Below are 21,908 nucleotides of genomic sequence, written 5' to 3'. Positions count from 1 at the left end.
ATGTAGGCACAGCCCCGCGCCCCTTCGGGGGCGCTGCCGAACCGCAGCGGGCGTCGCCCGATCTGCTGAGCGACGCGTCAAGTATCGGCGGGGCCGTACCAGGTGGGTACGGCCCCGCTTTCGTGCCCGGGGCTACGGCCTCAGCAAGGCTTCTTCGACGTGGTGGCAGTCGGCTGCGGTGCGGTCAGCGCGGTCAGCGCCTTCGTGGCCGTGTCCGTCTTGTCGAGGGTCTTGAAGCCGTCGCCGATGATCAGATCGACGTCACCGCCCTTGCGGGCGTCGGTGCGCAGTTGGGCGCCGCCCAGCTGGGTGCTCAGCACCGGCAGCGTCGTCTTCAGGGACGACAGCCGGCCCAGCAGCACCGCGCTGCCGTGGACCTTCTTGTCGTACTCCTTGCTCGCGTTGCCCACGTCGCCGATCTTGAAGCCGCGCTTCTTCAGCTCGTCCGCGGTGCCCTTGGCGAGGCCGGTTCGGGCTGTGGCGTTGAACACGTTGACCGTGATCTGGCCCGGCTTCGGCAGATTCGTTGCGACGGTGGCTGACGGGCTGGCCTTCTTGGTGCAATCGGCCTTGGTCCCGGCCGCGGACGCGGAGTTGCCGCCGCCGGTGAACACGTCGATGAGCTGAAGTGTCCCCCAGCCGAGCACCCCGAGCACGGTCACACCGGCGACGACCATGAACACGAGTCGGCCGCGCCGCCGGGGACGACGCATCCGCGGGTATTTGTCCCCCGTGATCCGGTACTGGCCGCCCATGCCAGGGGGAGTGAGCATGCTCATGAGCGCAGCGTAGTGCGCCTGGGCTGCAATGCCTACTAGATGATCATTCGACGCCGCAGGAGCACTCGAAAGGGCCAAGCCGGTGCCGGATCCGACACCCGCTCGGCCCTGTCCATGCCAGTTGTCCGTCCCGGTCAGGATCGGTGGCGCGCTCAGTCCGGTTCGCTCAGTCCAGTTCGAGGACGCGTGCGTGCAGCACCTGGCGCTGCTGGAGGGCCGCCCGCACGGCGCGGTGCAGGCCGTCCTCCAGATAGAGATCGCCCTGCCACTTCACGACATGCGCGAACAGATCGCCGTAGAACGTGGAGTCCTCGGCGAGGAGGGTCTCCAGGTCGAGCTGCTGCTTGGTCGTCACGAGCTGATCGAGGCGGACCGGGCGCGGCGCGACGTCCGCCCACTGCCGGGTGCTTTCCCGGCCGTGGTCGGGGTACGGCCGGCCGTTTCCGATGCGCTTGAAGATCACACGGAAAGCCTACCGGTCGAGACGTTCCGGGCGCAGCCATGGCGGCGGAGTACGGGGCCGGAAAGCCGCGGGGAAGGCGGGTCGCAAGGGAGATCAAATCGAGATCAAGTTGTTGAAATGACCCGCCGGGGCCCACCGCGGGGCGGGTCCAACATCACATCGCGATGTGGTGCGCCCGTCCTCGTTCGACCCAGCGAACACCGGATCAAAGCTGTCACACCGTCCGCGGGATGCGGTTGGCACGGCTGTGGATGCCGACCGCCGTGAAGATCTCCATGACACCCACGACGACCAGCCACACCCCGCCGACCACGGCGAGGACGGTGAGCGAGTCGAACGGGGAGTCGATCATCACGATCCCGGCGGCGATCGTGATGACGCCGAGGAAGATCTGCCGGCCGCGCGCAGGCATGCTCGGGTCGGAGGCGGCGGCCAGGGTCTGGGTGATCCCCCGGATCAGCCAGCCGATGCCGATCCACAGGGCGAGCAGCAGGACCGACTGCATCGGGCCCCGGAAGCAGAACAGGCCCAGCAGGATCGACAGCGAGCCGCTGATGAACGCCAGCACCCGCAGCGAGGTGGTGCGATGCGTACCGAACGCCGCGATCAGCTGGAAGACACCGCTGACCAGCAGATACAGCCCGAACAGCACCCCGGCCACGCGCAACGACACATCGGGCCAGGCCAGCACCACGATCCCGAGGACCAGCGAGGCGATCCCGGTGAGCAGGACGATCTGCCAGGCGGCGCGGGAGAGGGCGTGCAGGGGACCCTCGAAGGGCGGTTCGGGTTCGTGGGACGGGTGGTGGGCCGCCGGGTGAGGGGTGGCCCGGGGTCCGTGGACCTTGCGGTCGTCGTCCGGGTTCAGGGGGGAGCCGGAGGGTGCCTCGGTCATGCTCCATGCTGGGGACGGACTCGGCCGGGCTGCCACTCGGGGCGTCCGGTCGGCTGACCCGGACGGGCCGGCGGACCCGGACCGAGTCGATCAAGCAGATCGACGGATCAGATCGACGGATCACTTGCCCTTGGCGGCTCGCGCCGCCGCCTTCATCTCCTGCTTGTGCGCCCGCACCCTGGCCAGCGACTCGGGCCCGGTGATGTCGGCGACGGAGCGGTAGCAGCCGGAGTCCCCGTAGGCACCGGCCGCCTCGCGCCAGCCCCTCGGGCTCACCCCGAACCGCTTGCCCAGCAGGGCGAGGAAGATCTGCGCCTTCTGTTTGCCGAACCCGGGCAGGTCCTGGAGCCGTTTCAGCAGCTCCTGGCCCTCGTCCACGCCCTTCCACACCAGCTCGGCGTTGCCGTCGTAGTGCTCGACGAGGTACTGGCACAGTTGCTGGATGCGCTTGGCCATCGACCCGGGGTAGCGGTGCACGGCCGGCTTCTCGGACAGGAGCGCGGCGAAGTCGTCGGGGTCCTGGACGGCGATCTCATGGGCGTCCAGGTCGGCGGCGCCCATCCGCTGCGCGATGGTCGCGGGGCCGCGGAACGCCCACTCCATCGGGACCTGCTGGTCCAGCAGCATCCCGACCAGCGCGGCAAGCGGCGACCTGCCGAGCAGCGCGTCGGCCTCGGGGTCCTGGGCGAGGTGCAGGGTGATGTCCATGGGTCGATGATCCCGCGGGGGCGGGCGGGGCGCGCGTTGCCGTTGCCGCGGCTTTCCCTGCACGGCGTTGTCGGGCTGGCGTACCTTCCGGTGTGCCGTATGAGCGGGGAGTTCGTCCCGTCCGTACGAGATGCGGAGTGACGGACCGACGACGGAACGACGACGGAGTTACGACGTGCAGCGACGGCCGAGCGAGGAAACCAGCGAGGAAACGAGCGAGGGAACCACCAGGAAGACGGCACACAGCGGGCGACCCACCCCTCGACTGTCGCCACCGCTGCTGGGCATGCTGGTGCTCCTCCTCCCCTTTCTCCTCCTCGGTACGGCGGCCCCGGCGTCGGCGCACGCGGCGCTGCGCGGCTCCGATCCCGCCGACGGGAGCGTGGTCAAGTCCTCGCCCCGGTACGTGACCTTGACGTTCACCGAGTCGGTGGGCCTGCTCGACGACTCCTTCCGCGTCCTCGCCCCGGGCAACAAGCGGCTGGACACGCCCGAGCCGGAGCATGCCCCGGGCCGTTCGAACACGGCCCGGGTGAGGCTGCCCGGCAAGCTCGCCACCGGCACCTTCACAGTGGCGTGGCGGGTGGTCTCGGCGGACAGCCACCCGGTGTCCGGCGCGCTGACCTTCTCGGTCGGCAAACCGTCCCCGACCCCTCCGCCGGTGCCCGCGGCCCCCGTGGAACACCCGCTCACCGGCGGCCTCTACGACACCGCCCGCTACGCCGCCTACCTGGCGGCCGCCCTCCTCATCGGCACCGCGGCCTTCGCGGCCCTGTGCCGCCCCCCTGACCCGGCCCCCCTGCGCAAGCTGCTGCTGGCGGGCTGGTGGACCCTGGCCGCCGCCACCGCCGTACTCCTCCTGCTGCGCGCCCCCTACGAGACGGGCACCGCGCCGACGACGGCGTTCGATGCGTCGGCCCTGCACCGCACCCTGACCGGCCGCCCCGGCCAGGCCCTGCTGGTCCGCCTCGCGCTGCTGCTGCTCACGGCTCTCCTTGCCGCACGGGTCCGCAAGCTGTCGCCCACTGCTCTCGAGCCGTCGCCCACCTCCCTGGCGACCGGTGCAGTTCTTGCCGTCGCCCTGGCCCTGACCTGGGCGGTCTCCGACCACGCCTCGGCCGGTGTCCAGGTGCCGGTGGCCATGGCGTCGTCGGCGCTGCATCTGCTCGCGACGGCGGTGTGGCTCGGCGGCCTGGCGGCACTGCTCACGACACTCCACCGGGCCCGGCCCGACAGGGCTTTCGTGGCCTCTGCCGTCCGCTTCTCCCGCCTGGCGTCCGCGGCCGTGGCCGTGCTGGTGATCACCGGCGTCTACCAGTCCTGGCGGGGCCTCGGCTCCTGGCAGGCGCTGACCGACACCTCGTACGGCCGGCTGCTGTTGCTGAAACTGGCCGCGGTGGCCGTGCTGCTGATGATCGCGGACCGCTCCCGCCGCTGGACGGCGCGCCGCGTGCTGACGGTGGAGACGGGGGCTACGGAGGTGACGGCGGCAGTCCGGGAGGGGGTCAGGGAGACTGTGGGCGGCACCCGAAGTGCACTGCCCCACCCCCTCCCGGACACCGACGGCGACCGCACCCCACCACCGCCCGCCGCCGCCCACCGGACCCTGCAGCGCACCGTGCTGGCCGAGGCGGCCGTGGCCGCGGTGGTCCTGCTGATCACGACGGTGCTGACCGGCACCGTGCCCGGCCGGGCGGCGTCGGAGGCGTCGGAGGCGCAGGCGGCGGCGGGGCTGCCGGTCGCGGCGGTCATGACGATCCCCTTCGACGTGGGTATCCGGAACGGTCACGGCAAGGTGCAGATCACCCTTGATCCCGGCCGGGTGGGGCGCAATTCGGTCGAGGCGGTGGTCTTCGGCCCCGACGGCGGCCTGGTCACCGTCCCCGAACTCCGGCTGTCCCTCACCCTGCCCAGCCAGAAGCTCGGCCCGATCGACGCCAAGGTGACCGACCTGGGCGGCTACTGGGGCACCGGCCGCCTGACTCTCCCCGCCCCCGGCACCTGGATGGTGAAGGCGACGGTACGGGTGTCGGACCTGGACCAGGTGACGGTGTCGAAATCCCTGAGGATCGCGCCCTGACAAACCCCGTCGACGGGCCCGATCCCTGGCCGACGGGCCCGTGGCGGGCAGGGCCGGACGGGCCGACTCTGGAGGTAACGGAGGTAATGGAGGCAACGGAGGTAACGGAGGTAAGGGGAGGAGAGGGAGCACCGGCGTGTTCGGGTGGGAGAACGGAGGCAGGGTGATGAGCGTCAGTGGTCTGGTGGTCGTCGGAGTGGACGGCTCGGCCTCGAGCCTCGGTGCGGTGGAGGTCGCGGCGCGCGAGGCCCGGGCGCGGGAGGCGGGGCTGCGGGTGGTGCACGCGTTCTTCTGGCCCGCGATGCACGCGCCGCTGGGACCCTCGCTGCTGGGTCCGCCCGAGGGCGGGATGCGGAACATGGTCGAGCGCCTGGTCGCCGAGGCGGTGGCACGGGCCCGCGAGGCGGAACCGGATGTCGAGGTCAGCCATGCCGTCGTGGCCGGGGAGCCGCTCACCGTCATGGAGGCCCAGTCACGTGCCGCCGAGCTCGTGGTGGTCGGGTCCCGGGGCATGGGCGGGTTCGTGGGGCTGCTCATCGGGTCCACGGCGGTGCATCTGGCCGCCCACGGCCGGTGCCCGGTGCTGGTCGTACGGGAACAGGACGAAGCGGGGGCACCGGCGGACGGGCCGATCGTGCTCGGTGTCGACGGCTCCGCCGCGGGTGAGCGGGCGGTGGACTTCGCCTTCGCCGAAGCCGCGTTCCGCGGTGCCGGGCTCGTCGCCCTGCACGCCTGGACCACCTGGAACGCACCCCTGCCCGCCCCGCCGGACCCCGCCGAGCCGTACGCCAACCCCTCCGGCGCACTCGCCGGAGAGGAACAGCGGCTGCTCTACGAGTCCCTCGCCGGCCGGCAGGAGCGGTACCCCGGCGTGAAGGTCGAGCACCAGGTCGTGCACGGCCGAACACGGGAGGCACTGATCGAGGCGAGCCGGTCCGCACAGCTCGTGGTGGTCGGCGCGCGCGGACGGGGCGGATTCCGCGGGCTGCTGCTGGGCTCGGTCAGCCAGGCCCTGCTGCATCACGCGCACTGCCCGGTCGCGGTGGTGCGGGGGACGCTCGCCCCTGAGTGAACCGCCGACCGGTGGGACGGGCACGGCGCGCGCGGTACGTGCGGTACGTGCGGTACGTGCGGTACGTGCGACACGTGACTGTGTGGCGGAACGGGAAGGGACCGCAATTGCGTGATCCGCGCCGTGCCCGCCCTCAGACGTGATCGGCGCAGCAGGGTGTCGGATCGGGCACCTCGAACGGCGCCAGCGTTCCCCCGACGGCCGGGACGAGCGCGAGCGTCAGCCGCCCGTCCCGCCACTCGGGCCGCACGTGATCGCGGGTGAGGACGTGGGTGGCGGGATCGGCCCCGCCCGTGTCCGTGCCGTCGTTCGGTGTGCCCACTACGACGATCCGCTCGACGGCGCTGAGTCCGAGCAGCTCGACGACGGTGACCGTACCGGTGAGACGGTCGGCGCCGGGGTAGAGCACGGCGCGTCCGCCGCTGCGGCGGGAGTGCTCGTCGGCGGCGAGGGCGGCGGCGGGGACGGCGGCGGGGGAGCCGTGGGTCCGGTCGCCGAGTACCGCGGCGAAGTCCGGACCGAGGACTGCACCGATGCCTGCACCGATGTCCGTACCGACGCCTGCACCGACGTCCGTACGGACGTCCGTACCGACGTCCGAACCGGGGACGGCGGAGGTGTCCGCCGCCGTGAGTGCATCCCAGACGGTCTCCGCGTCCATGCCCTCGGGCAGGGCGAACGACAGGGCGGTGCCGCGGCGTTCGTCGGTGCGGATGAGGTGGGTGCAGACGACGGTCCCGGGAGGGAGGCCGCCCATCCGTTCCACGAGATCGTGGATCAGATGGTCGGCCTCGCGCAGGGACGCCGTCCCGGCGTCCACCCCGATCACGGAGCGGACGCCGGGCACGGCATGAGTCACGGCGGGCTCACTGCTGCCACTGCCGAGGGCACTGCCAGCGGCACTGCCGGGGACACTGCCAGCGGCACTGCCGGGGACACTGCTCATGCGGGCAGGACCCACATGGGGTTGGAGTAGAACCAGAGGTCCTTCCACGGGTCGGCGTCGCCGACGACGTCCATGGCCGGGCCCGCCGGGTCGACGGAGGCGCCCATGATGCCGACGGCGGAGCGGTTGCCGTCGGTGCCGCGCAGACGGACGTAGAACGGCTTGTCGACCTTGCCGAGGGAGTAGGTGAGGCGGACCGTGCCGGTGGACTTGTTCACCTCGAAGGACTTCACGACCTTGGTGTCCGGCGTGGTGAAGGCGTCCTTGTCGGAGACGGCGCCGGTGACGGTGCCCTGGATGACGTCGACACGGGCGAGCTGCGGCACGAACTGCGACCAGTTGGGGCCGCCCGCGAGGCTGATCTCGACGACCAGGTCGACCTGGCTGCCGCGGCGGACGGTCAGCATCTCGCCCAGGGTCGCGGCACGCTTGCCGGAGCGCAGCCGGGCGTCGAGGCCGCTGATGAGACCGCCGTGGTCGACCCAGACACGGCCGGCACGGATGCCGTCCATGACCGCCTTGTAGGAGAACGAGGCGGCACCGACGTGGGTGCGCGAGTACTGGCCCGGCCAGTAGTCGCCGTTGGCGAGGTCCATGGCGCCGCCGTAGACGGGGTCCTCGTAGCGGCCGTTGGCGTTGAAGTCGCTGTTCGGGCCGCGGACGGAGGTGTCGGTGTAGACGTTGTGGGAGTCGGAGTTGGCGGTGATCCACCAGGGCTTGCCCTCGGCGAGCAGGCTGTCCCACAGGCCGCCGACGGTGGCGGTCATCCAGTCGAAACCGCCCCAGGTGCGGTAGCTCTCCAGCGGGTACGCGGCGAAGGAGTCGGCGCTGGGGCTGTTGTCGTAGTAGCCGCGGCCGGAGCCGGGACCCTGCGGGGCCTTGATACCGGCGGCCTGGTGGCCGGGCGCGCCCTCCATGCCGACGGCGATGCTCGGCTGGGCGTCGCGCCAGCTGCGGATCTCGTGCGGGGAGTCGATGCCCTTGCGGGCCGGGTGGTTGGCGAGGAAGAGAATGTCCTTCACCTTGCGGCGCTGGACCTGCTCGGCGAGGAAGTTGATGCCGGCGATGGCGAGGGCCTCGTTGGCCGGGGTGCCCGCGGTGGCCTTCTTGACCGCGCCGTCGAAGGAGTTCTCGAACTCCTTCAGCACGGCCACCTCGTTTCTGCCGGGGTGGACGAAGACGGTGCCGTGCTCCGCGGCGGGGATGTTCCACTCGAGGCCCTGGAAGACGAGGGTGTCCTCGATCTGGTCGCGGGCCGCGACGATGTCGGGGTTGACCTTCTCGACGCCGATCTTGGCGTGCGCCTCGCTGCCGTGGTCGGTGATGACCATCCAGTCGAGGCCGTACGCGTTGGCGTGGCGGACGTGGTCGATGACGCGGAACTTGCCGTCGGAGCTGTACTGGGTGTGGATGTGGTGGTCGCCGGCCAGCCACAGGTAACCGCCGGAACGGTCACTGCGGGAACCGGACGCAGCGGCGGAGGTGGCGGAGGTGGCGGGCGCGGCGGCAGCGGCCTGCCCGGCACCGGCGAGCACACTGCCGGCCGCGAGCCCGGCCCCGAGCAGACCGGTACGGCGCAGCATGGAGCGGCGCGAGAGCTGGCTGGGCGTCAGCTCCGCGTCAGGGACGGAGAGATCGAGGGCGGGCGGCAGGGAGGTGGCCTCCCCGCTGTCGTGGTGGTGATGATGGTGGTGACCGGAACCGTGGCTGTGACCGTGGCCGTGGCCGTGGCCGTGGCTGTGGCTCATACTCAACTCCCGCGGGCGGCAGGGATGTACACGCTTGGGACGTGCAGATTCTGAGAAGGCCGATTGAACGACGGGGGTCGTGCTGATGCTCCGTGGCCGAACGGATGATGTGCGGCCGGGGTTTGGGCGGGACGGGAGCGGAGAGCCACGGCGGGAACGCGCCACTCGGGGGCGTGCGGGTGGACCGCAGATGACCATGGGCCGACAGCCGCTGCCCCTGCCGCTGCCTGATGAGGCAGTGCAGGGCGCGGCTGTCGGCCCATGTGTTCCGGTCCCGTGGGTGCCGCTACGAGGCGGCCGCCGCGGCGGTCACATGCGCATCGCCATCGGCAGGGCGAAGAGGTACACGTTGAACGCGCCGAAGACCAGGAGCAGTACGGCGTACGGCGCCAGGGTCGCCCAGGTGCGGGCGGTGGCGGGGCGGGCGGAGCGGGCCGTGCCGGCGGGGCCTCGGGCGATGCGCCAGGCGGTGTACGCCGAGCCCGCGACACCGAGGGCGACGACGACGTACTGGAGCACCTGGATGGTGCCCGTCGAGACGAACGCGGTCGAGGTGCCGTAGGAGCCCTGGCCCAGCGCTTCGAGGGCGGTGTAGAACACCGACTTGCCCTCGGCCAGCAGATGGAACAGGTTGTGCGCCACGTGCCCGGCGACGTCCAGCGGGATGAGCGCGTACCCGAACCGCGCGAAGTTGCTCCACACCGTGCCTCCCGCCGTACGGGACGCGACGAAGGAGGCGGCGGCCAGCAGCGCCGCCGGTGCGGCGATCGCGACCGTGAAGGCGGCGGTGAAGATGACCCCGTAGCTGGTGACGCCGAAGGTGTCGGAGATCCAGTCCAGGATGTCGTTCCACACGGTGAGCATCGTGATGTTCTGGATGAAGACGATGCCCATGATCGCCACCGCGAGGAACGTCTCCTCGATCTTCGGCCTGCGGATGAACCACAGTTCCTTGGTCGGCGGACGCACCGTCAGCGTGATCGCGTCGTTGGGGCAGTTCTTGATGCAGTTCGCGCACAGGTTGCAGTTGGCGGAGGAGTCCATCGTGCGGGGGAACTCGAACAGCGGGCAGGCCGGAGCCGCCTCACCGCCGTTGAAGCACACGGCGCGCGCCGTGCAGGTGGCGCAGATGTCGGTGTTCGCGCGGAGCGCGACGGCCCCGGTGCGTGCGTAGTTGCCGGAGAGACCGCCCAGGAAGCACAGGTAACGGCAGAAGGTGCGCCGGGTGAAGAAGGCGCCCGAGACGACCACGGCGGTCGTCATCAGCAGGAGCAGCATCCCGGTGCCCCAGGGCGACTCCACGATGCCGAAGACATGGTCGGCCCAGGTGATGGCGATGAACTGGGCGTCGATGATCCAGATGCCGTACTGCTTCAGGAACCGCGGCACCGGGCGTTCGACGCCGACCAGCCGCTGCACGAGGTCGGACAGCTTGCCGAACGGGCAGACCGTGCACCAGGCACGCCCGACGGCGATGAACACGATCGGGATCAGCGGCCACCACAGCACCCAGACCAGGGCGGTGCCCAGGTTGTCGTGCGCGGCCTGGGGACCCACCAGGAGCTGGTAGACCACGACGGCGAACACGGCCATCGCCGCGTACTGGAGCACCCCGGGGTACCAGCGGCTGCGCGCCACGGCGCGGACGGGCCGGTAGTCGAGGAGGTTGCGGCTTCGGCCGGGCGGGTCGGTGGGGGTGATCCCGGGCGTACGGGAGCCGCGGGGACCGCGCGGGCTGCGCGTGGTGTCGTCGGTGCGGGCGGGGCTCATCGCGTGGCTCCCTTCTTGGCGTTCCGCTGACGACGCCGTACGACGGCCGCCGACGCCATCACACCGACGTTGACGACGCCGAACGCGCTGAGTACGGCGGTGCGGGGGTGGTCGGCTTCGGTGGTCTGGCCGGTGGAGGAGCCGCTGTGGCTGTGACTGCTGCCGTCCATGCCGGGCATGTCCATACCGTCCATGCCGTCCATGCCGTCCATGCCATCCATCCCGTCCATGCCGGGCATGTTGCTCATGTCATTGCTGTTGCTGTCGCTGTGGCTGTCGCTGTGGCTGTGGCTGTGGCTGTGGCTGTCACCGGTGGCGGAACAGGTACCGCTCGTGCCCTTGGCGGAGAGGGAGGGAAACGGGTTGGGGGTGGCGCTGGCACTCGGTGAACCGGTGCTTTTGGGCTGGCAGTCGGCCAGTGCCGCGGAGGCGCCGAGAAGCGTGATCGCGGGCACCGCCAGACAGATCACGGCGGTGCGCCGGAGGGCGTGTTTCATCAGAGGATTCCTTCGCTCGGCCATGCGCCGGGCAGGACGGAGCCATGGCGTGACCCGGCATCGCCGGGGGCGGATGGGGGCAGCTAGGAGGTGATGGCCAGGCGCTTGGTGAACGTCTTGCCGCCGTCGCGGGAGTCGTAGACACCGTTCTGGGTAGCGGCGAGCACCCGCCCGTTGGCGTAGGCGGTCAGCGCCTCGGGCTGCCCACCGGGTACCGTGCCGGTTTTCCGCCAGGTGGCGCCGCCGTCGGTGCTGAGGTGCAGGCCGCCGGAGAGATCGGCGCCGTAGAGCGTGTCGGCCGCGGGCCAGGACAGGTAGGCCATCACCTTCCCGGAACCCTTGCCGAACGTTCGGCCGCCGTCCTTGCTTGTGACGACGCCGCCCTCGGTGGTGGCGAGTACGACGTCGGCGTCCTTCGGGCTGATGGCGAAGTCCAGGGCGGCGATCCGGGCGCGGCTGTCCCAAGTGGAGCGGTCGGTGCTGACGCGCAGGGTGCCGCGGGTGCTGTCGTAGCCGTAGACGGTGTTGTGCGCGTACTTCAGGGCGTGGAAGTCGGCCGAGCCGCCCAGGGAGAGCGTTGTCCAGTTCCGACCGGCGTCGGTGGAACGGATCAGTCCGCGATTGCCGGGGTCGCTGCTGCCCTCGGCGGAGTGACCGCTGCCGAGGAAGGTCTTGGGCCCGATGACGGTGAAGCCCATGTAGTCGGCGGTGTCACCGACCCGCCGGGCCTTGCCGTTCTGCGCCACGGCGACGACGCCCTCATGCGTGGCGACGTAGAGGCGTCCGTCGGAGGGGTCGATGCCGACGCCGTGGACATGGACGATGGAGAGCTTGCCGTCGGAGCTGCTGCTTTGGCTGTCGCCGTTGCCGGCGCAACCGGAGAGGACGAGAGCGGCGGCGGCTGCGACGGTGACGCCGAGCCCGAGACGACGTGGATGACGTGGACGATATGAGGGGAAACGAGCGCTACTGGTGCGCGGATCCAGCGGATTCAGCGAATCCGGATGATGCCGATTCTGATGCCGATTCATGCGGAAACGCATGCGGAACTCCTGCGGAGCGGAAGGGGGACGCGCGCGAGAACGGCGCGGGACATGACGGACCGCCGTGCGACCACCGCCCGCGGCACACACCGCAGGGGCGGACACGGCTGGGCCTTGTCCTAGATCCGCAGAAGCTGCAATGCGCTGAGGGAGGGAGGCGCGCGACCGCCCTCCAGCCCGATGACGGCGGACCGGTGCCCGCCGGCAGACGCCGGAGCGGGACTGGGAGGAGCGGGCAGCAGAGCGGGAAGCGCGGTCCCGGCGCTGAGCGCACCGGAGGCACAGGTCGCATCGGCATGCTGGGCATGCCCGCCGCCGACACCACTCTCACTGAGGCAGACGGAATCAGCCTTTCGGCCCCACATGTCAGGCATGCCGAGGTGCATCTCGCTCGCGGAGGAGTGGTGCCCCCCGACACGACCGGACTCCCCGAGAGCCAGCCCGTGCATACCGACCAGCCCGACCAGCAGCCCGAACACCAGCAACGTCGGCCACCACTTCAGCGGCGACGGCGCCCGGCGAGGCTGCACAGAGGCTGTCACAGCGCACATGCTACGGAAGTCCGAGCCTCCTGAAACCCACGAGTACACGACAACCACACATTAGCGCCGCCCGCCGCACGACCTGTCACCTGCGCCTCGCGGGCGGGAGACGACGGCCACCGTCGACCACAGCTGAGAGCAAGAGCACAGCCCTCCCCGACCTTCAGGCCGGTCCACACGCTGTCAGCCGCCGAACCCGTCGCGCAGGATGCGGCGGGCCACCTCGGTGCGGGCGGGTGCGAGTTCCTTGCCGATGCGGAGGTCCCGGTCCGGGGCCGGGGTCACCGCCGCCTCCAGGTGCGGGCCGTCGAGGAGGCAGGTGCGGCGCAGGTGGGTCGGTGGGTGGGTGGTGTCGACGCGGTGTCCGCGGCGGGCTCCGGCGCGGCGCTGGCGTTCGTACGCGTACTCCGGGACGGACGCCGTGTACGCGGTGAGCGCGCCCCACAGTTCGTCCGCGTGGGCCGCCGCCTCTCGGGTGGACCGGGAGCCGGTGAGGGCGGCCTTGTTGGCCTCGCTGCGCAGCAGCACGGCGAGCGAGTCCGCGATCAGCAGCCGGTCCATGAACGACGCCGCGGCCTGCGTGGAGGCGACGCGGGCGGCATGCCGGTCGGCGAGGTATTCGGCGCGCAGACCGGCGCGGGTGGTCAGCCGGACGAGCAGTTCGTGCACGCTCCGTACCAGCAGCCTGGGCACGATGTAGAGCACGTTCACGATCATCTCGGTGGGGGAGGGATCCTGCAGCGGCTGGAGGGCGTGGTGCCACAGGGAGAGCGTCCGTACCGCTGTCGCCACGACGAAGCCGTGCCGGGTGTCGCCGTTGGCGTAGTGCCCCAGCTCATGGCCGAGCACGGCGAGCCGTTCCTCCGGGGTGAGGACCTCCCACAGCGGCATGCCCAGCATCAGCAGCCGACGGCGGCGTACACCGTAGGTCGTGACGCCGGCGTTGATGCGCTCGTCCACGACGATCGCGTGCACACCGCGGGTGCCCACCACGCCGGCGATCTCGTCGACCAGGGCGAAGAGTTCGGGCGCGTCGGCACGGAACAGGACGGGCCGGTCGTCGGGCAGCTTGCGGAACCGGGGGCCGAGCACGACGGCCATGGCCAGGAGCAGCAGGCCCACGACCACGCCCAGACCGCCCCAGCCCGCCACGAGGCACCAGACACCGGCGACCGCCAGCACCACGGTGACACCGTGCACGCCGAGTGCGAGCGCGATGGCCAGCACCGCCGAGGAATCGCGCTGCGGCCGGGGTTCGCGGCCGCTCAGCATCTCGGCGAGCAAGGCCTCACCGTGCCGTCGGGCGAGGGCCAGTTCCGCCCGCTCGAACCGTGTTGGCTCCGGGCGGCCCGGCTCCGGATCCACATTCCAGTCGCAGGCCGCGCACCATGCGGCGAACCGGCGGTCGAACCGGATCTGCGCGCCGCACTCCGGGCACGGCTGTGTCGTCTCTTCCGCGACGGCGGACATGACCGCTCCCCCTCCCGGACGGCCCCCACCGAACCGCCCCCCATGGTGATCTGCGCAAGCTGATCATCTGGATCGGGGCTGGTAAAGAGGAGGCGTCCGGTCCACGCGGCACTTGACCCAACCGCAACCCGCACGACGCCGTTGCGGGGCCGCTGTGGCCACCCTTGGGCCACCCTTGGAGAGGAAATCTCGTATGTTCGGACTGTTTGTGCGGTTCACCTGCAAGGACGCTGCCGCTGCGACCGCCTTCGACGACCTGGTCGCGCGCACCGGCGAGCGCATCCGTGCGAACGAGCCCGGAACGCTGATCTACACCGTGCACCGAGTCGACGGCCGCCCCCTGGAGCGCGTGTTCTACGAGCTGTACCGCGACGAGGACGCCTTCGAGGACCACGAGTCGCAGGACTACGTACGCGCCTTCCTCACCGAGCGGGAGCAGTACCTCGCGGCCAAAGAGGTGGACCGGCTGGAGTTCGTGTCCGGCAAGGGGGTCGATGCCGAGAGGTGACGTGGGGAATCGTTCCACCGACATCGGGCCTGGGGAGCAGCGCCCTGAAGGGGCGCGGGGCTGTTCCGATCTGCGGCTCCGCCGCGACGGGGGTACCTCCCTGCTCGAACGAAGTTGAGAGCTTGGGGGAGCGACCGGCCACGTCGGCGCCGCAGACGACAGACGGCAGATCGCGGCACATCCCATCGTGGCACTTCCCGCCGAGCGCTCAGCGCGCAAGCGACCCGCGCTGGGCGTCGGACGCGGACTGCCACGCCTGCACACCCGCTCGGGACGCCTCCTTGGCCTGCCGCCACTTCGCGGCCGCCTGCTGGCTCGGGGGCACGTCCATCTCGCGGATCATGCGCCGACCTGCCGCGAACACGGCGATAGCCCCGATGGCCATACCGATGCCTGCCACCGCGGCACCGGCCGCGGTGAGCACGGCACCGGTCGTGACGAGCCGGGTGTCGATCTCGATCGCCTTACGGGACTGGTGGTGATGCTGGTTCATGACACCACCTTCCACCGGGGGGAACCCCCTCGCATCCCGACCGACGGCTCAGTACGCCGTACGTGAGCGGGCGTGCGTCGCCAAGGGGGCGCGGCCCTGCCCGACGACATATCAGGTGGGGCTGTAGATGGTTGCCAAGTCGATCAGCCGGATGTCGGGATCCGCCTCCGCGTAGGCGTGTGCCTTGTCGTTGAAGCCTGCTCCGCTGAAGCAGATGAGGCGGGTGCCGCTCGTGTCGTAGCGCCCGGCCTGCGTGATGAGGTCGCGGACATGCCGGAGGCGGTCGATGTGGGCCATGCCGATCATGTCGTTCCACTTGGCCTCCCCGATGGCCAGGAGCGGCGGCTTGGCGCCATCGGCGATTCCGATGACCGCCGCGTCGATCTCATGGTTGACGCGGGCCTTGGGGTCGTGGACCACGCCGTGCCCGACGCGGGCGGGCAGGCCGCCCAGTGTTTCGGGGTCGGCGTGATGGAGGGCCCAGTCGCGGCAGACCTGTTCGAAGTGGGGTCCCAGCACGTTGCTGACGAAGCGGCGGCGGCTGGCCTGCCAGACCCGTGTCGCGCTGCCCGGGCGTTCGAGCTGGTCCCAGACCGGACGCATGATCGCGTGGTAGAAGCGGATGAGCGGCTCGGCGATGCGATAAGTGGGCCTGTTGTCGCGGAAGGCGTCCGCATCCCGGTGCAGCAGTCCCGCGTCTTCGAGGACGTTGATGGGGTGCGCGATGTCCGTGGCCTTGCGTTCCAGGTAGCCGGCCATACCACCCCGGGTGGCGTTGCCGTCGGCGACGGCGGCCAGGACGGACAGGTACAGCGCGGTGTCGCGGAGGTCGGGTTCTTCGGCGAGCAGGTAGCGGGCCTCGCGGAAGAGCGGGGTCTCGGGATTGAGGACGGTACGGACGACCCAGTCGTCGAAGTCGTCCGGACCTGAGGGCGTGTCGCCGCGCGCGAACTCGCGCCGGTAAGCGGGAGTGCCGCCGACGATCGCGTTCACCTTCATGGCCAGCCGGGGATCGGTGATGCCCCAGAACTCGGCGGCGAGACGGTGATCGAGGGGGCGGACCACGAGCTCCAGTCCCGCCCGGCCCCGCAGCGGGGCATTGCCCGACAGCAGCCGCCCCATGAAGGACAGCGCCGAGCCGCACAACAGGAGCCGGGTGCGGGAGGCGGTGCGCTGGTCACGCAGCGGGCGCAGCGCCTCTTGGATGATCGACGGCAGCTCCGGGTTGGCCTTGGCGAGGTAGGGGAACTCGTCGATCACCACCGGAACGGGCCGCTCGGAGCCGAGCGCGAGGAGCGCGTCGACCGCCTCCGACCAGTCGGCGAAGTGGAACGGGGCGGCGGGGCGGACATGCGCTGTCAGAGCGGCGCCGATCCGCCGCAACGACTCCGCATCGGCTGCCTCGGTCGCCCCGAAATAGAACCCTCCGGAGGCACGGCAGGCGGCGTCCAGCAGGAACGTCTTTCCCTGGCGGCGGCGCCCGGAGACCACCCCGAGGGTCGCGCCGGGCTGCGGATCCGTGATGAACCGGCGCAGCGCCGACCACTCGTAGTCCCGGTCGAACATCTCGGCAGGCTTGTCCATGCCTCACCTCAAGGGGCGCGTGAATGTAGAAGTACAGATCTATAAACCGTACCCCTACTTTGTGCCCCTGGGCCTGTACCTCGTAGGCGGGGCGTCGGCCCCCGACCACCACCCCGTTTCCGTTATCCCGCCCCCGCTGCTCCGGTCTCCCCTGGAGAAGCCGCCTCCGCAGGAGCAGACAGGAGCGTTCCGCCATGTCAGAAAGCCGGTTGTCCAGACGCCGCCGACACCGCCGACGCGTACGATCCGTCGGCCTGGCCACCGCCACGGTGCTCGTCACCTGCCTGGCCGTGGTGGCAGCCGTCCTGCTGGCCCGTACCGACTCATCCGCCCCGACGACGGCGGAGCGAGCCGCCACAACCCTGTCGTCGCCCGCACACCCCGCCCCGGCCCTCACCACCGCCACTCCCCGCCCCACCCCCTCCTCGTCGGCGTCGCCGAAGAAGTCGCCCGCGCACTCGGCCACGCCCGCCCCGCGGACGTCAGCCACCGCCCGCACCGGGTCCGAGTCCACCGCCGCCACCCCCGGCAAGCGGACCATCACCCTGGTCAACCGTCTCTCCCAGACCATCTGGCCGGCCATCGCCGCGGACCCCAAACATCCCGTCGAGGCCACCGGATGGGTCCTGAAGCCCGGCGCAAGCCTGAGCTTCAGCATCCCCGACCACTGGGACGTGCGGCTGTGGGCTCGCACCGGCTGCTCCTTCGACGCCGCCGGCAACGGCCACTGTCTGACCGGGGACTGCGGACACCTCCAGTGCGGTTCGACCTGGGGCGAATTCCCCTCCACCCTGGCCGAGTTCAATCTGAACGCCTGGAACGGCATGGACTTCTACGACGTGAGCCTGGTCGAGGGCAACAACCTGCCGATGTGGATCAACAGTTACGGCGGATCGTCCCAGGACAAGCTCGACGCCAACGGGTGTTCCGGCGCGGGCTGCACCCGGGACGCCAACGCGACCTGCCCCGCCGAGCTGCAGCGGATCCGCAACGGCCGTGTCGTGGCCTGTCTGAGCGCCTGCCTGGTGTTCAAGACCGACCAGACCTGCTGTACGGGCGACTACGCCGCGCGCCCCAAGTGCGTGCCCTCGTCCTGGCCCGTCGACTCGGCCGCCGTGTTCAAGAAGGCCGAGCCCTTCGCCTACTCCTACGTCAACGACGACGCGACCAGCGTCCTGACCTGCTCGGGAGAGTGCGGTTACCGCGTCACCTGGGGCGTGAGCCCATAGCTCTCACGAAGGCTCTGCCGAAAGCCATGCCGAAAGCCATGCCGAAAAAATCGACGGGTCGGCCCGAATTTCTGTTGTCGGGCCACCGACGGCGACGTCACCGATACGAGAGGACGCCCCGCGAACAGCACGAGGACGCGAACAGCACGAGGAAGAGGCGCAGCAATGGCAAGCGGACGCAGAAGACACGGTGCGAGACCACTACGCCGCCGCTGGTGGTACGCGGGGACGGCCGCCCTCGCGGCAGCGGTCGCGGTGCTGATCGCGTACGGCACATGGTCACCGTCCGGCACGGGCGCCGGCACCGTGCGCACAGCGGACGCGGACCGCCAGGTCACCGCCGGGCTTCAGCCGTCCACCGCGCCGAGCACCTCCCCGTCCGCGTCACCCTCGCCGAGCCACAGCGCCTCGGCGTCGGCGTCCGTGTCGGCATCGTCCTCGGCGAAGGCGAGCGCGGCGGCGAAGCGCACAGCGAAGCCGGCCACCGGCTCGGGCACGACGGTGGCCCAGCCGTCGACGGCACCCGCCGGCAAGCGCCTGATCACGGTCGTCAACCGGACCTCGAAGACGGTCTGGGCGGTCGTCACCAACACCGCCGTCTACCCGTCCGGCCGCAAGCTGGCCCCCGGCCAGAGCATGTCCGTGGCCGTGGCGAACAACTGGGGCGGCCGTATCTGGGGCCGTACCGGATGCGCCTCCACCGCCGCGAGCCACTGCGCGTCCGGTGACTGCACCAGCGTGTGCGACGGCCCCAACCCGCCCACCACCCTGGGCGAGTTCACCTTCGACGCGTACGCCGGCATGGACTTCTACGACGTGAGCATGGTCGACGGTTCGAACCTGCCGATGTACATCAACGTCTCCCACACCACGACCGTCGACCCGGTCAGCTCCGCCGGCTGCTACAAGGGTGTCTGCACCACGCCCGTCAACTGCCCCACCGCGATGCAGTCCGTCTCGGGCGGCCAGGTCATCGGCTGCAAGCCGCCGTGCGCGGCGTTCGGCGGCGACACGTACTGCTGCCGCGGCAAATGGGCGGGCCGCGAGAACTGCGTCCCCTCCAAGTGGCCGGTGGACTACACCCGGGTCTTCAAGCGAGCCGCGCCGTACGCCTACTCCTACGCCTTCGACGACGCCGCGACGATGTCCTGCAAGGGCGCCTGCTACTACAAGGTGACCTTCGGCACGACGGCCGGCGCCTGACCGGTCGTGCGGCGGCGCGCCGACGTAGCGCCACACGTGGGCTGCTGGAACGCCGGGGCACGGTCTCCAGAGGACCGTGCCCCGGCGCCTGGCGCTCTCTGCCGGGCAGGGTGAGGCCGGTCAGACGACGGCCTGAGTACCGCAACTGTGCCGAGAAACGCCTTGCAGGACATCGGCCACCCTGGCGATGCTGCGTCGATGATTGCTTCCGTCGTGGCGTTCGTCGGCGCCGCCTTTCTGATCGCCATGGCCCCGGGGCCGAGCACGGTCGTGATCCTGCGCCGCGCGGTGGTGAACGGCCGGAGGACCGGCATGGTCACGGTCCTGGGCAACGAGTGCGGTGTGCTGCTGTGGGGCCTCGCCGCGGCCTTCGGTCTCTCGGCCCTGCTGCTGGCCTCGCAGGTCGCCTACGACATCATCCGGATGGTCGGCGCCGCGGCGCTGGTATGGATGGGAGCGCGCGCCTTGTGGCAGACGAGGCGAGCCGGCCGGTCGGAGGAGAGACCTGCGGAAACAGCCGCGCTGTCGCTTCGGCGGGCGTACTGGCAGGGTCTAGTGACCAACTTCGCCAATCCCAAGGCCGGCGTGTTCGCCGTCTCCTTCCTGCCCCAGTTCGTTCCGCACGGAGCCCCGGTACTTCCGACATTGCTCGCGTTCTCGGTGCTGTGGGCCATGGTCGACCTGCTCTGGTACCTACCGCTGGTCTGGCTGGCCGGACGGATGGGGGGCGTGCTTCAGCGGCAGTCCGTTCGGCGCCGTATGGAACAGGTCTCCGGCGCGGTCCTGATCGGACTGGGAGTGCGTTTGGCCACCGAGTCTTAACCGTCTACTTAGAGACCGAGCGAGCACGGCGACGGTCAAGAATGCGTCATGGGATACCGGCGGCTGAGAAGGCGCGGGTCGGCCGACGTACCAAGGGAGCAAACAGATGCGACTCCCGACGAAGGGCGACCTCTTGATCCCGCGACGCATCGTCCCGAACCTGGTCATAGGGCTCGCCTCCGCGTTCCTGCTGGGAGCATGCGGCTCCTCGACCGACACCGGCACCGGCACCGGCAGCGCTGCTCCGGCGGCCCCGGCCGCGTCCGGTCCCGCGCCTTCCGCATCGGCTGCTTCAGCGCCGGGCGACGCAGGCAGCTCCGGGAGCGGACACCCGGCCACGACCACAGCCGTGACGGCCAGGGCGATGAAGGGCATGGGCACCGTGGTCACCGACGACAAGGGGCTGGCCCTCTACCGCTACGACAAGGACCAGCCGACTCCCTCGAAGTGGACGTGCGCGGGTGCCTGCACCAAGACGTGGATCCCCGTCATCGTGCAGGAATCCGTACAGACTTCAGGGGTTGAGCACAGCCTCCTCGGTACGGTCCACCGGAAGGGCATGAAGCAGCTGACCCTTGCCGGCTGGCCGCTCTATCGGTACATCGGCGACACAAAGGCCGGACAGGTGAACGGCCAGGGGAAAGACAAAGAGTGGTACGCCGTCACCCCCTCCGGACAGAAATCCGCCGTGACGGGCGCGACGGGCTGACATCCGCAACCTGATCCCTACCGGCTCACCTGGCACTTCCCCGCGCAATCAAAGACTTCTGTTCTGCTTGAATGGCATCTCGAACATCTTGGAAAACAGCCACGCCCCGAATAGTGAAACCGGAAGGCCCAAGGCAAGTGTGAACCAGAATGTGGGCAGCCCGGGTGATGTGAAGTGCGGGGCTATTCGGCGAATTACGGCCATGACGATCGGAAGATGAATCAGGTAGAGGCTGTAGGAGAAGTTGCCGAGGCTGCTGACAGGGCGCGTGGTCAGTAACCGAACAAGGCAGGCGGGTTTGCCGGTGGCAACCGCGGTAAGCACCATCGTCATGGCCGGAGCGATGGCGAGATCTATCCAGAAATAGTGGTTCACCGTCCAGACAGAGCCCCGGACGGCGCCAAGAGCCAGGACAGGCAGGGCGGCCAGCACAGCGAGCCATCCCCACGGCAGACGTCGAAGCCTGTCCGACGCGCTGATGACCCCTCCACCTATCACTCCGGCGGCGAACACCGGGACGAGATGGGGAGCGAGCCAGTTGTCGCCCTCCACGGGGGACGCGTCAGCCGCCATGAGCCCTCGGGCGACCACCGGGAGCGTCACGCACACGGCCAGTACCGCAGCGCCCCACCGTCGACGGACGAACAGAAGTAGGGGGAAGAGGAGATACAGCTCGGACTCCACTCCGATCGACCAGAACGCACCATTCGGTGTCGGAGCGGTGACCACGTCCTGGGCGACGAGGCCGTACACCAGTACCGTCGCGCCGGTCGGTGGCCCGAAGCGCGAAGCCGGCACCACGAACCATGAGATGAGCAAGCTCAGGATCAGTGCCGCCCAGTACGGGGGCAGGATGCGCCAAGCGCGCCGACGCAGGAACTGGCCGATGCCGCCCGACCGCCAACCGTGACGCGCCGGGGAGATCGCCAGGGAGAACCCGGACAGCACCAGAAAGAAGACGACAGCAAGACGCCCGAACATCAAGCCGTCCAGCCACGGAGGCGCCGAACTGTCGGGGTAGCCCGGGAAGGTGTACAACCAGCAGTGAAACAGGACTACATACAGTGCCGCCAGGCCACGGAGACCATCCAGGCCCAGCACTTGCCGACGGAGATGCGCTCCGCTTCCCTTCCCGTCCTGGCCGGACGGGGCGGCTGAGCCGAGAGCACTGCCCGCCGGACGGCTGCCCGTCGGACGGCTCGAATCCACTGAAACTGTTCAGCCCTTCCTCTGGTCACCGATTACCGCACACCGGCAACGCCTCCTGACGGCCTGATGCCGTCCGCAGCACCTGGTACGTCACGTCGAGCTGAGCCGTTCAACGGGCAAGGGCAAGCGGTCATGACG

22 protein-coding genes are annotated in these 21,908 nt (G+C 70.2%); 7 read left to right on the top strand and 15 right to left on the bottom strand.

Translation table 11 applies throughout. From position 1 onward, the window contains the following. Positions 1 to 140 precede the first annotated feature (140 nt). From ACSYGN_RS19075 to ACSYGN_RS19060, 4 genes are all read right to left on the bottom strand, one after another. The gene (locus ACSYGN_RS19075; protein WP_460397206.1) at positions 141 to 779 is read right to left on the bottom strand and encodes a LytR C-terminal domain-containing protein; all 639 of its coding nucleotides are present in this window, start codon (positions 777 to 779) and stop codon (positions 141 to 143) included. 166 nt (positions 780 to 945) lie between these two features. Beyond that, a complete protein-coding gene (locus ACSYGN_RS19070; protein WP_004943146.1) occupies positions 946 to 1,242 on the bottom strand; it encodes a type II toxin-antitoxin system VapB family antitoxin in 297 nt (98 codons plus the stop codon). Between the two features lie 214 nt (positions 1,243 to 1,456). Beyond that, positions 1,457 to 2,137 carry an HdeD family acid-resistance protein gene (locus ACSYGN_RS19065; RefSeq protein ID WP_460397203.1) on the bottom strand — a complete coding sequence of 227 codons (681 nt, stop codon included), beginning with the start codon at positions 2,135 to 2,137 and terminating at the stop codon, positions 1,457 to 1,459. 120 nt (positions 2,138 to 2,257) lie between these two features. Next, positions 2,258 to 2,845 carry an HhH-GPD-type base excision DNA repair protein gene (locus ACSYGN_RS19060; RefSeq protein ID WP_460397201.1) on the bottom strand — a complete coding sequence of 196 codons (588 nt, stop codon included), beginning with the start codon at positions 2,843 to 2,845 and terminating at the stop codon, positions 2,258 to 2,260. Between the two features lie 286 nt (positions 2,846 to 3,131). Here ACSYGN_RS19060 and ACSYGN_RS19055 point away from each other — a divergent pair, with 286 nt between their 5' ends. Then, the gene (locus tag ACSYGN_RS19055; RefSeq protein ID WP_460403566.1) at positions 3,132 to 4,925 is read left to right on the top strand and encodes a copper resistance protein CopC; all 1,794 of its coding nucleotides are present in this window, start codon (positions 3,132 to 3,134) and stop codon (positions 4,923 to 4,925) included. 166 nt (positions 4,926 to 5,091) lie between these two features. Continuing rightward, the gene (locus tag ACSYGN_RS19050; RefSeq protein ID WP_460397199.1) at positions 5,092 to 5,997 is read left to right on the top strand and encodes a universal stress protein; all 906 of its coding nucleotides are present in this window, start codon (positions 5,092 to 5,094) and stop codon (positions 5,995 to 5,997) included. A gap of 133 nt (positions 5,998 to 6,130) precedes the next feature. Here the strand turns inward: ACSYGN_RS19050 and ACSYGN_RS19045 are convergent, their stop codons facing one another. The 7 genes from ACSYGN_RS19045 to ACSYGN_RS19015 form a co-directional block, all read right to left on the bottom strand. Next, complete coding sequence (locus tag ACSYGN_RS19045) at positions 6,131 to 6,856, bottom strand: hypothetical protein (protein WP_460397197.1); 726 nt, start codon at positions 6,854 to 6,856, stop codon at positions 6,131 to 6,133. 83 nt (positions 6,857 to 6,939) lie between these two features. Then, entirely contained in the window at positions 6,940 to 8,691 is a 1,752-nt protein-coding gene (locus tag ACSYGN_RS19040; protein ID WP_460397195.1) for a PHP domain-containing protein, read from the bottom strand. Between the two features lie 309 nt (positions 8,692 to 9,000). Beyond that, complete coding sequence (locus ACSYGN_RS19035) at positions 9,001 to 10,461, bottom strand: 4Fe-4S binding protein (protein WP_460397193.1); 1,461 nt, start codon at positions 10,459 to 10,461, stop codon at positions 9,001 to 9,003. After that, positions 10,458 to 10,958 (bottom strand): hypothetical protein, encoded by a 501-nt coding sequence (locus tag ACSYGN_RS19030; RefSeq protein WP_460397191.1) that lies wholly within the window; start codon positions 10,956 to 10,958, stop codon positions 10,458 to 10,460. Before ACSYGN_RS19030 ends, ACSYGN_RS19035 begins: the two co-directional genes overlap by 4 nt. Before the next feature lie 83 nt (positions 10,959 to 11,041). Further along, the gene (locus ACSYGN_RS19025; protein WP_460397189.1) at positions 11,042 to 12,001 is read right to left on the bottom strand and encodes a F510_1955 family glycosylhydrolase; all 960 of its coding nucleotides are present in this window, start codon (positions 11,999 to 12,001) and stop codon (positions 11,042 to 11,044) included. A gap of 119 nt (positions 12,002 to 12,120) precedes the next feature. Continuing rightward, positions 12,121 to 12,552 carry a DUF6153 family protein gene (locus tag ACSYGN_RS19020; RefSeq protein WP_460397187.1) on the bottom strand — a complete coding sequence of 144 codons (432 nt, stop codon included), beginning with the start codon at positions 12,550 to 12,552 and terminating at the stop codon, positions 12,121 to 12,123. 174 nt (positions 12,553 to 12,726) lie between these two features. Further along, positions 12,727 to 14,013 (bottom strand): M48 family metallopeptidase, encoded by a 1,287-nt coding sequence (locus ACSYGN_RS19015; RefSeq protein ID WP_460397185.1) that lies wholly within the window; start codon positions 14,011 to 14,013, stop codon positions 12,727 to 12,729. 193 nt (positions 14,014 to 14,206) lie between these two features. On the opposite strand from ACSYGN_RS19015, the gene ACSYGN_RS19010 reads away from it, so the two are divergent. Then, positions 14,207 to 14,521, top strand: a complete 315-nt coding sequence (locus tag ACSYGN_RS19010) for a putative quinol monooxygenase (RefSeq protein WP_460397183.1) — start codon at positions 14,207 to 14,209, stop codon at positions 14,519 to 14,521. Between the two features lie 208 nt (positions 14,522 to 14,729). Here ACSYGN_RS19010 and ACSYGN_RS19005 read toward each other — a convergent pair whose 3' ends face one another. Together ACSYGN_RS19005 and ACSYGN_RS19000 are read right to left on the bottom strand one after the other, a co-directional pair. Further along, positions 14,730 to 15,014, bottom strand: a complete 285-nt coding sequence (locus ACSYGN_RS19005; protein ID WP_460397181.1) for a hypothetical protein — start codon at positions 15,012 to 15,014, stop codon at positions 14,730 to 14,732. A 111-nt stretch (positions 15,015 to 15,125) separates the two neighbouring features. Further along, on the bottom strand, positions 15,126 to 16,598 hold the full coding sequence (locus tag ACSYGN_RS19000) for an AAA family ATPase (protein ID WP_460397179.1): 1,473 nt from the start codon (positions 16,596 to 16,598) through the stop codon (positions 15,126 to 15,128). Between the two features lie 194 nt (positions 16,599 to 16,792). Here ACSYGN_RS19000 and ACSYGN_RS18995 point away from each other — a divergent pair, with 194 nt between their 5' ends. Further along, positions 16,793 to 17,827, top strand: a complete 1,035-nt coding sequence (locus tag ACSYGN_RS18995; RefSeq protein ID WP_460397177.1) for a thaumatin family protein — start codon at positions 16,793 to 16,795, stop codon at positions 17,825 to 17,827. 347 nt (positions 17,828 to 18,174) lie between these two features. On the opposite strand, the gene ACSYGN_RS18990 is transcribed toward ACSYGN_RS18995, so the two are convergent. Next, a complete protein-coding gene (locus tag ACSYGN_RS18990; protein ID WP_460397175.1) occupies positions 18,175 to 18,312 on the bottom strand; it encodes a hypothetical protein in 138 nt (45 codons plus the stop codon). 16 nt (positions 18,313 to 18,328) lie between these two features. Between ACSYGN_RS18990 and ACSYGN_RS18985 the strand changes: the two genes are divergently transcribed. The 3 genes from ACSYGN_RS18985 (at position 18,329) to ACSYGN_RS18975 (ending at position 20,561) form a co-directional block, all read left to right on the top strand. After that, positions 18,329 to 19,030, top strand: coding sequence for a thaumatin family protein (locus tag ACSYGN_RS18985; protein ID WP_460397173.1), 702 nt, complete (start codon positions 18,329 to 18,331; stop codon positions 19,028 to 19,030). Positions 19,031 to 19,228: 198 nt separating this feature from the next. Beyond that, positions 19,229 to 19,852: a LysE family translocator gene (locus tag ACSYGN_RS18980; RefSeq protein WP_460397171.1), complete on the top strand. Its 624-nt coding sequence runs from the start codon at positions 19,229 to 19,231 to the stop codon at positions 19,850 to 19,852. A 106-nt stretch (positions 19,853 to 19,958) separates the two neighbouring features. Further along, the gene (locus ACSYGN_RS18975) at positions 19,959 to 20,561 is read left to right on the top strand and encodes a hypothetical protein (protein WP_460397169.1); all 603 of its coding nucleotides are present in this window, start codon (positions 19,959 to 19,961) and stop codon (positions 20,559 to 20,561) included. 48 nt (positions 20,562 to 20,609) lie between these two features. Here the strand turns inward: ACSYGN_RS18975 and ACSYGN_RS18970 are convergent, their stop codons facing one another. After that, positions 20,610 to 21,662 carry an acyltransferase family protein gene (locus ACSYGN_RS18970; RefSeq protein WP_460397167.1) on the bottom strand — a complete coding sequence of 351 codons (1,053 nt, stop codon included), beginning with the start codon at positions 21,660 to 21,662 and terminating at the stop codon, positions 20,610 to 20,612. Between the last annotated feature and the right edge of the window lie 246 nt (positions 21,663 to 21,908).

The sequence above is a fragment of the Streptomyces sp. YIM S03343 genome (assembly GCF_054729195.1).
Note: the sequence above shows the minus strand (reverse complement) of the source record. Positions and strands in the feature narration are given on the sequence as shown.

Excerpts from the sequence above, each read along its gene's own strand:
- ACSYGN_RS19075 (WP_460397206.1), bottom strand. The coding sequence starts at position 779 with ATGAGCATGCTCACTCCCCCTGGCATGGGCGGCCAGTACCGGATCACG.
- ACSYGN_RS19065 (WP_460397203.1), bottom strand. The coding sequence starts at position 2,137 with ATGACCGAGGCACCCTCCGGCTCCCCCCTGAACCCGGACGACGACCGC.
- ACSYGN_RS19060 (WP_460397201.1), bottom strand. The coding sequence starts at position 2,845 with ATGGACATCACCCTGCACCTCGCCCAGGACCCCGAGGCCGACGCGCTG.
- ACSYGN_RS19055 (WP_460403566.1), top strand. The coding sequence starts at position 3,132 with ATGCTGGTGCTCCTCCTCCCCTTTCTCCTCCTCGGTACGGCGGCCCCG.
- ACSYGN_RS19050 (WP_460397199.1), top strand. The coding sequence starts at position 5,092 with ATGAGCGTCAGTGGTCTGGTGGTCGTCGGAGTGGACGGCTCGGCCTCG.
- ACSYGN_RS19040 (WP_460397195.1), bottom strand. The coding sequence starts at position 8,691 with ATGAGCCACAGCCACGGCCACGGCCACGGCCACGGTCACAGCCACGGT.
- ACSYGN_RS19035 (WP_460397193.1), bottom strand. The coding sequence starts at position 10,461 with ATGAGCCCCGCCCGCACCGACGACACCACGCGCAGCCCGCGCGGTCCC.
- ACSYGN_RS19030 (WP_460397191.1), bottom strand. The coding sequence starts at position 10,958 with ATGAAACACGCCCTCCGGCGCACCGCCGTGATCTGTCTGGCGGTGCCC.
- ACSYGN_RS19025 (WP_460397189.1), bottom strand. The coding sequence starts at position 12,001 with ATGCGTTTCCGCATGAATCGGCATCAGAATCGGCATCATCCGGATTCG.
- ACSYGN_RS19020 (WP_460397187.1), bottom strand. The coding sequence starts at position 12,552 with ATGTGCGCTGTGACAGCCTCTGTGCAGCCTCGCCGGGCGCCGTCGCCG.
- ACSYGN_RS19015 (WP_460397185.1), bottom strand. The coding sequence starts at position 14,013 with ATGTCCGCCGTCGCGGAAGAGACGACACAGCCGTGCCCGGAGTGCGGC.
- ACSYGN_RS19010 (WP_460397183.1), top strand. The coding sequence starts at position 14,207 with ATGTTCGGACTGTTTGTGCGGTTCACCTGCAAGGACGCTGCCGCTGCG.
- ACSYGN_RS19005 (WP_460397181.1), bottom strand. The coding sequence starts at position 15,014 with ATGAACCAGCATCACCACCAGTCCCGTAAGGCGATCGAGATCGACACC.
- ACSYGN_RS19000 (WP_460397179.1), bottom strand. The coding sequence starts at position 16,598 with ATGGACAAGCCTGCCGAGATGTTCGACCGGGACTACGAGTGGTCGGCG.
- ACSYGN_RS18995 (WP_460397177.1), top strand. The coding sequence starts at position 16,793 with ATGTCAGAAAGCCGGTTGTCCAGACGCCGCCGACACCGCCGACGCGTA.
- ACSYGN_RS18980 (WP_460397171.1), top strand. The coding sequence starts at position 19,229 with ATGATTGCTTCCGTCGTGGCGTTCGTCGGCGCCGCCTTTCTGATCGCC.
- ACSYGN_RS18975 (WP_460397169.1), top strand. The coding sequence starts at position 19,959 with ATGCGACTCCCGACGAAGGGCGACCTCTTGATCCCGCGACGCATCGTC.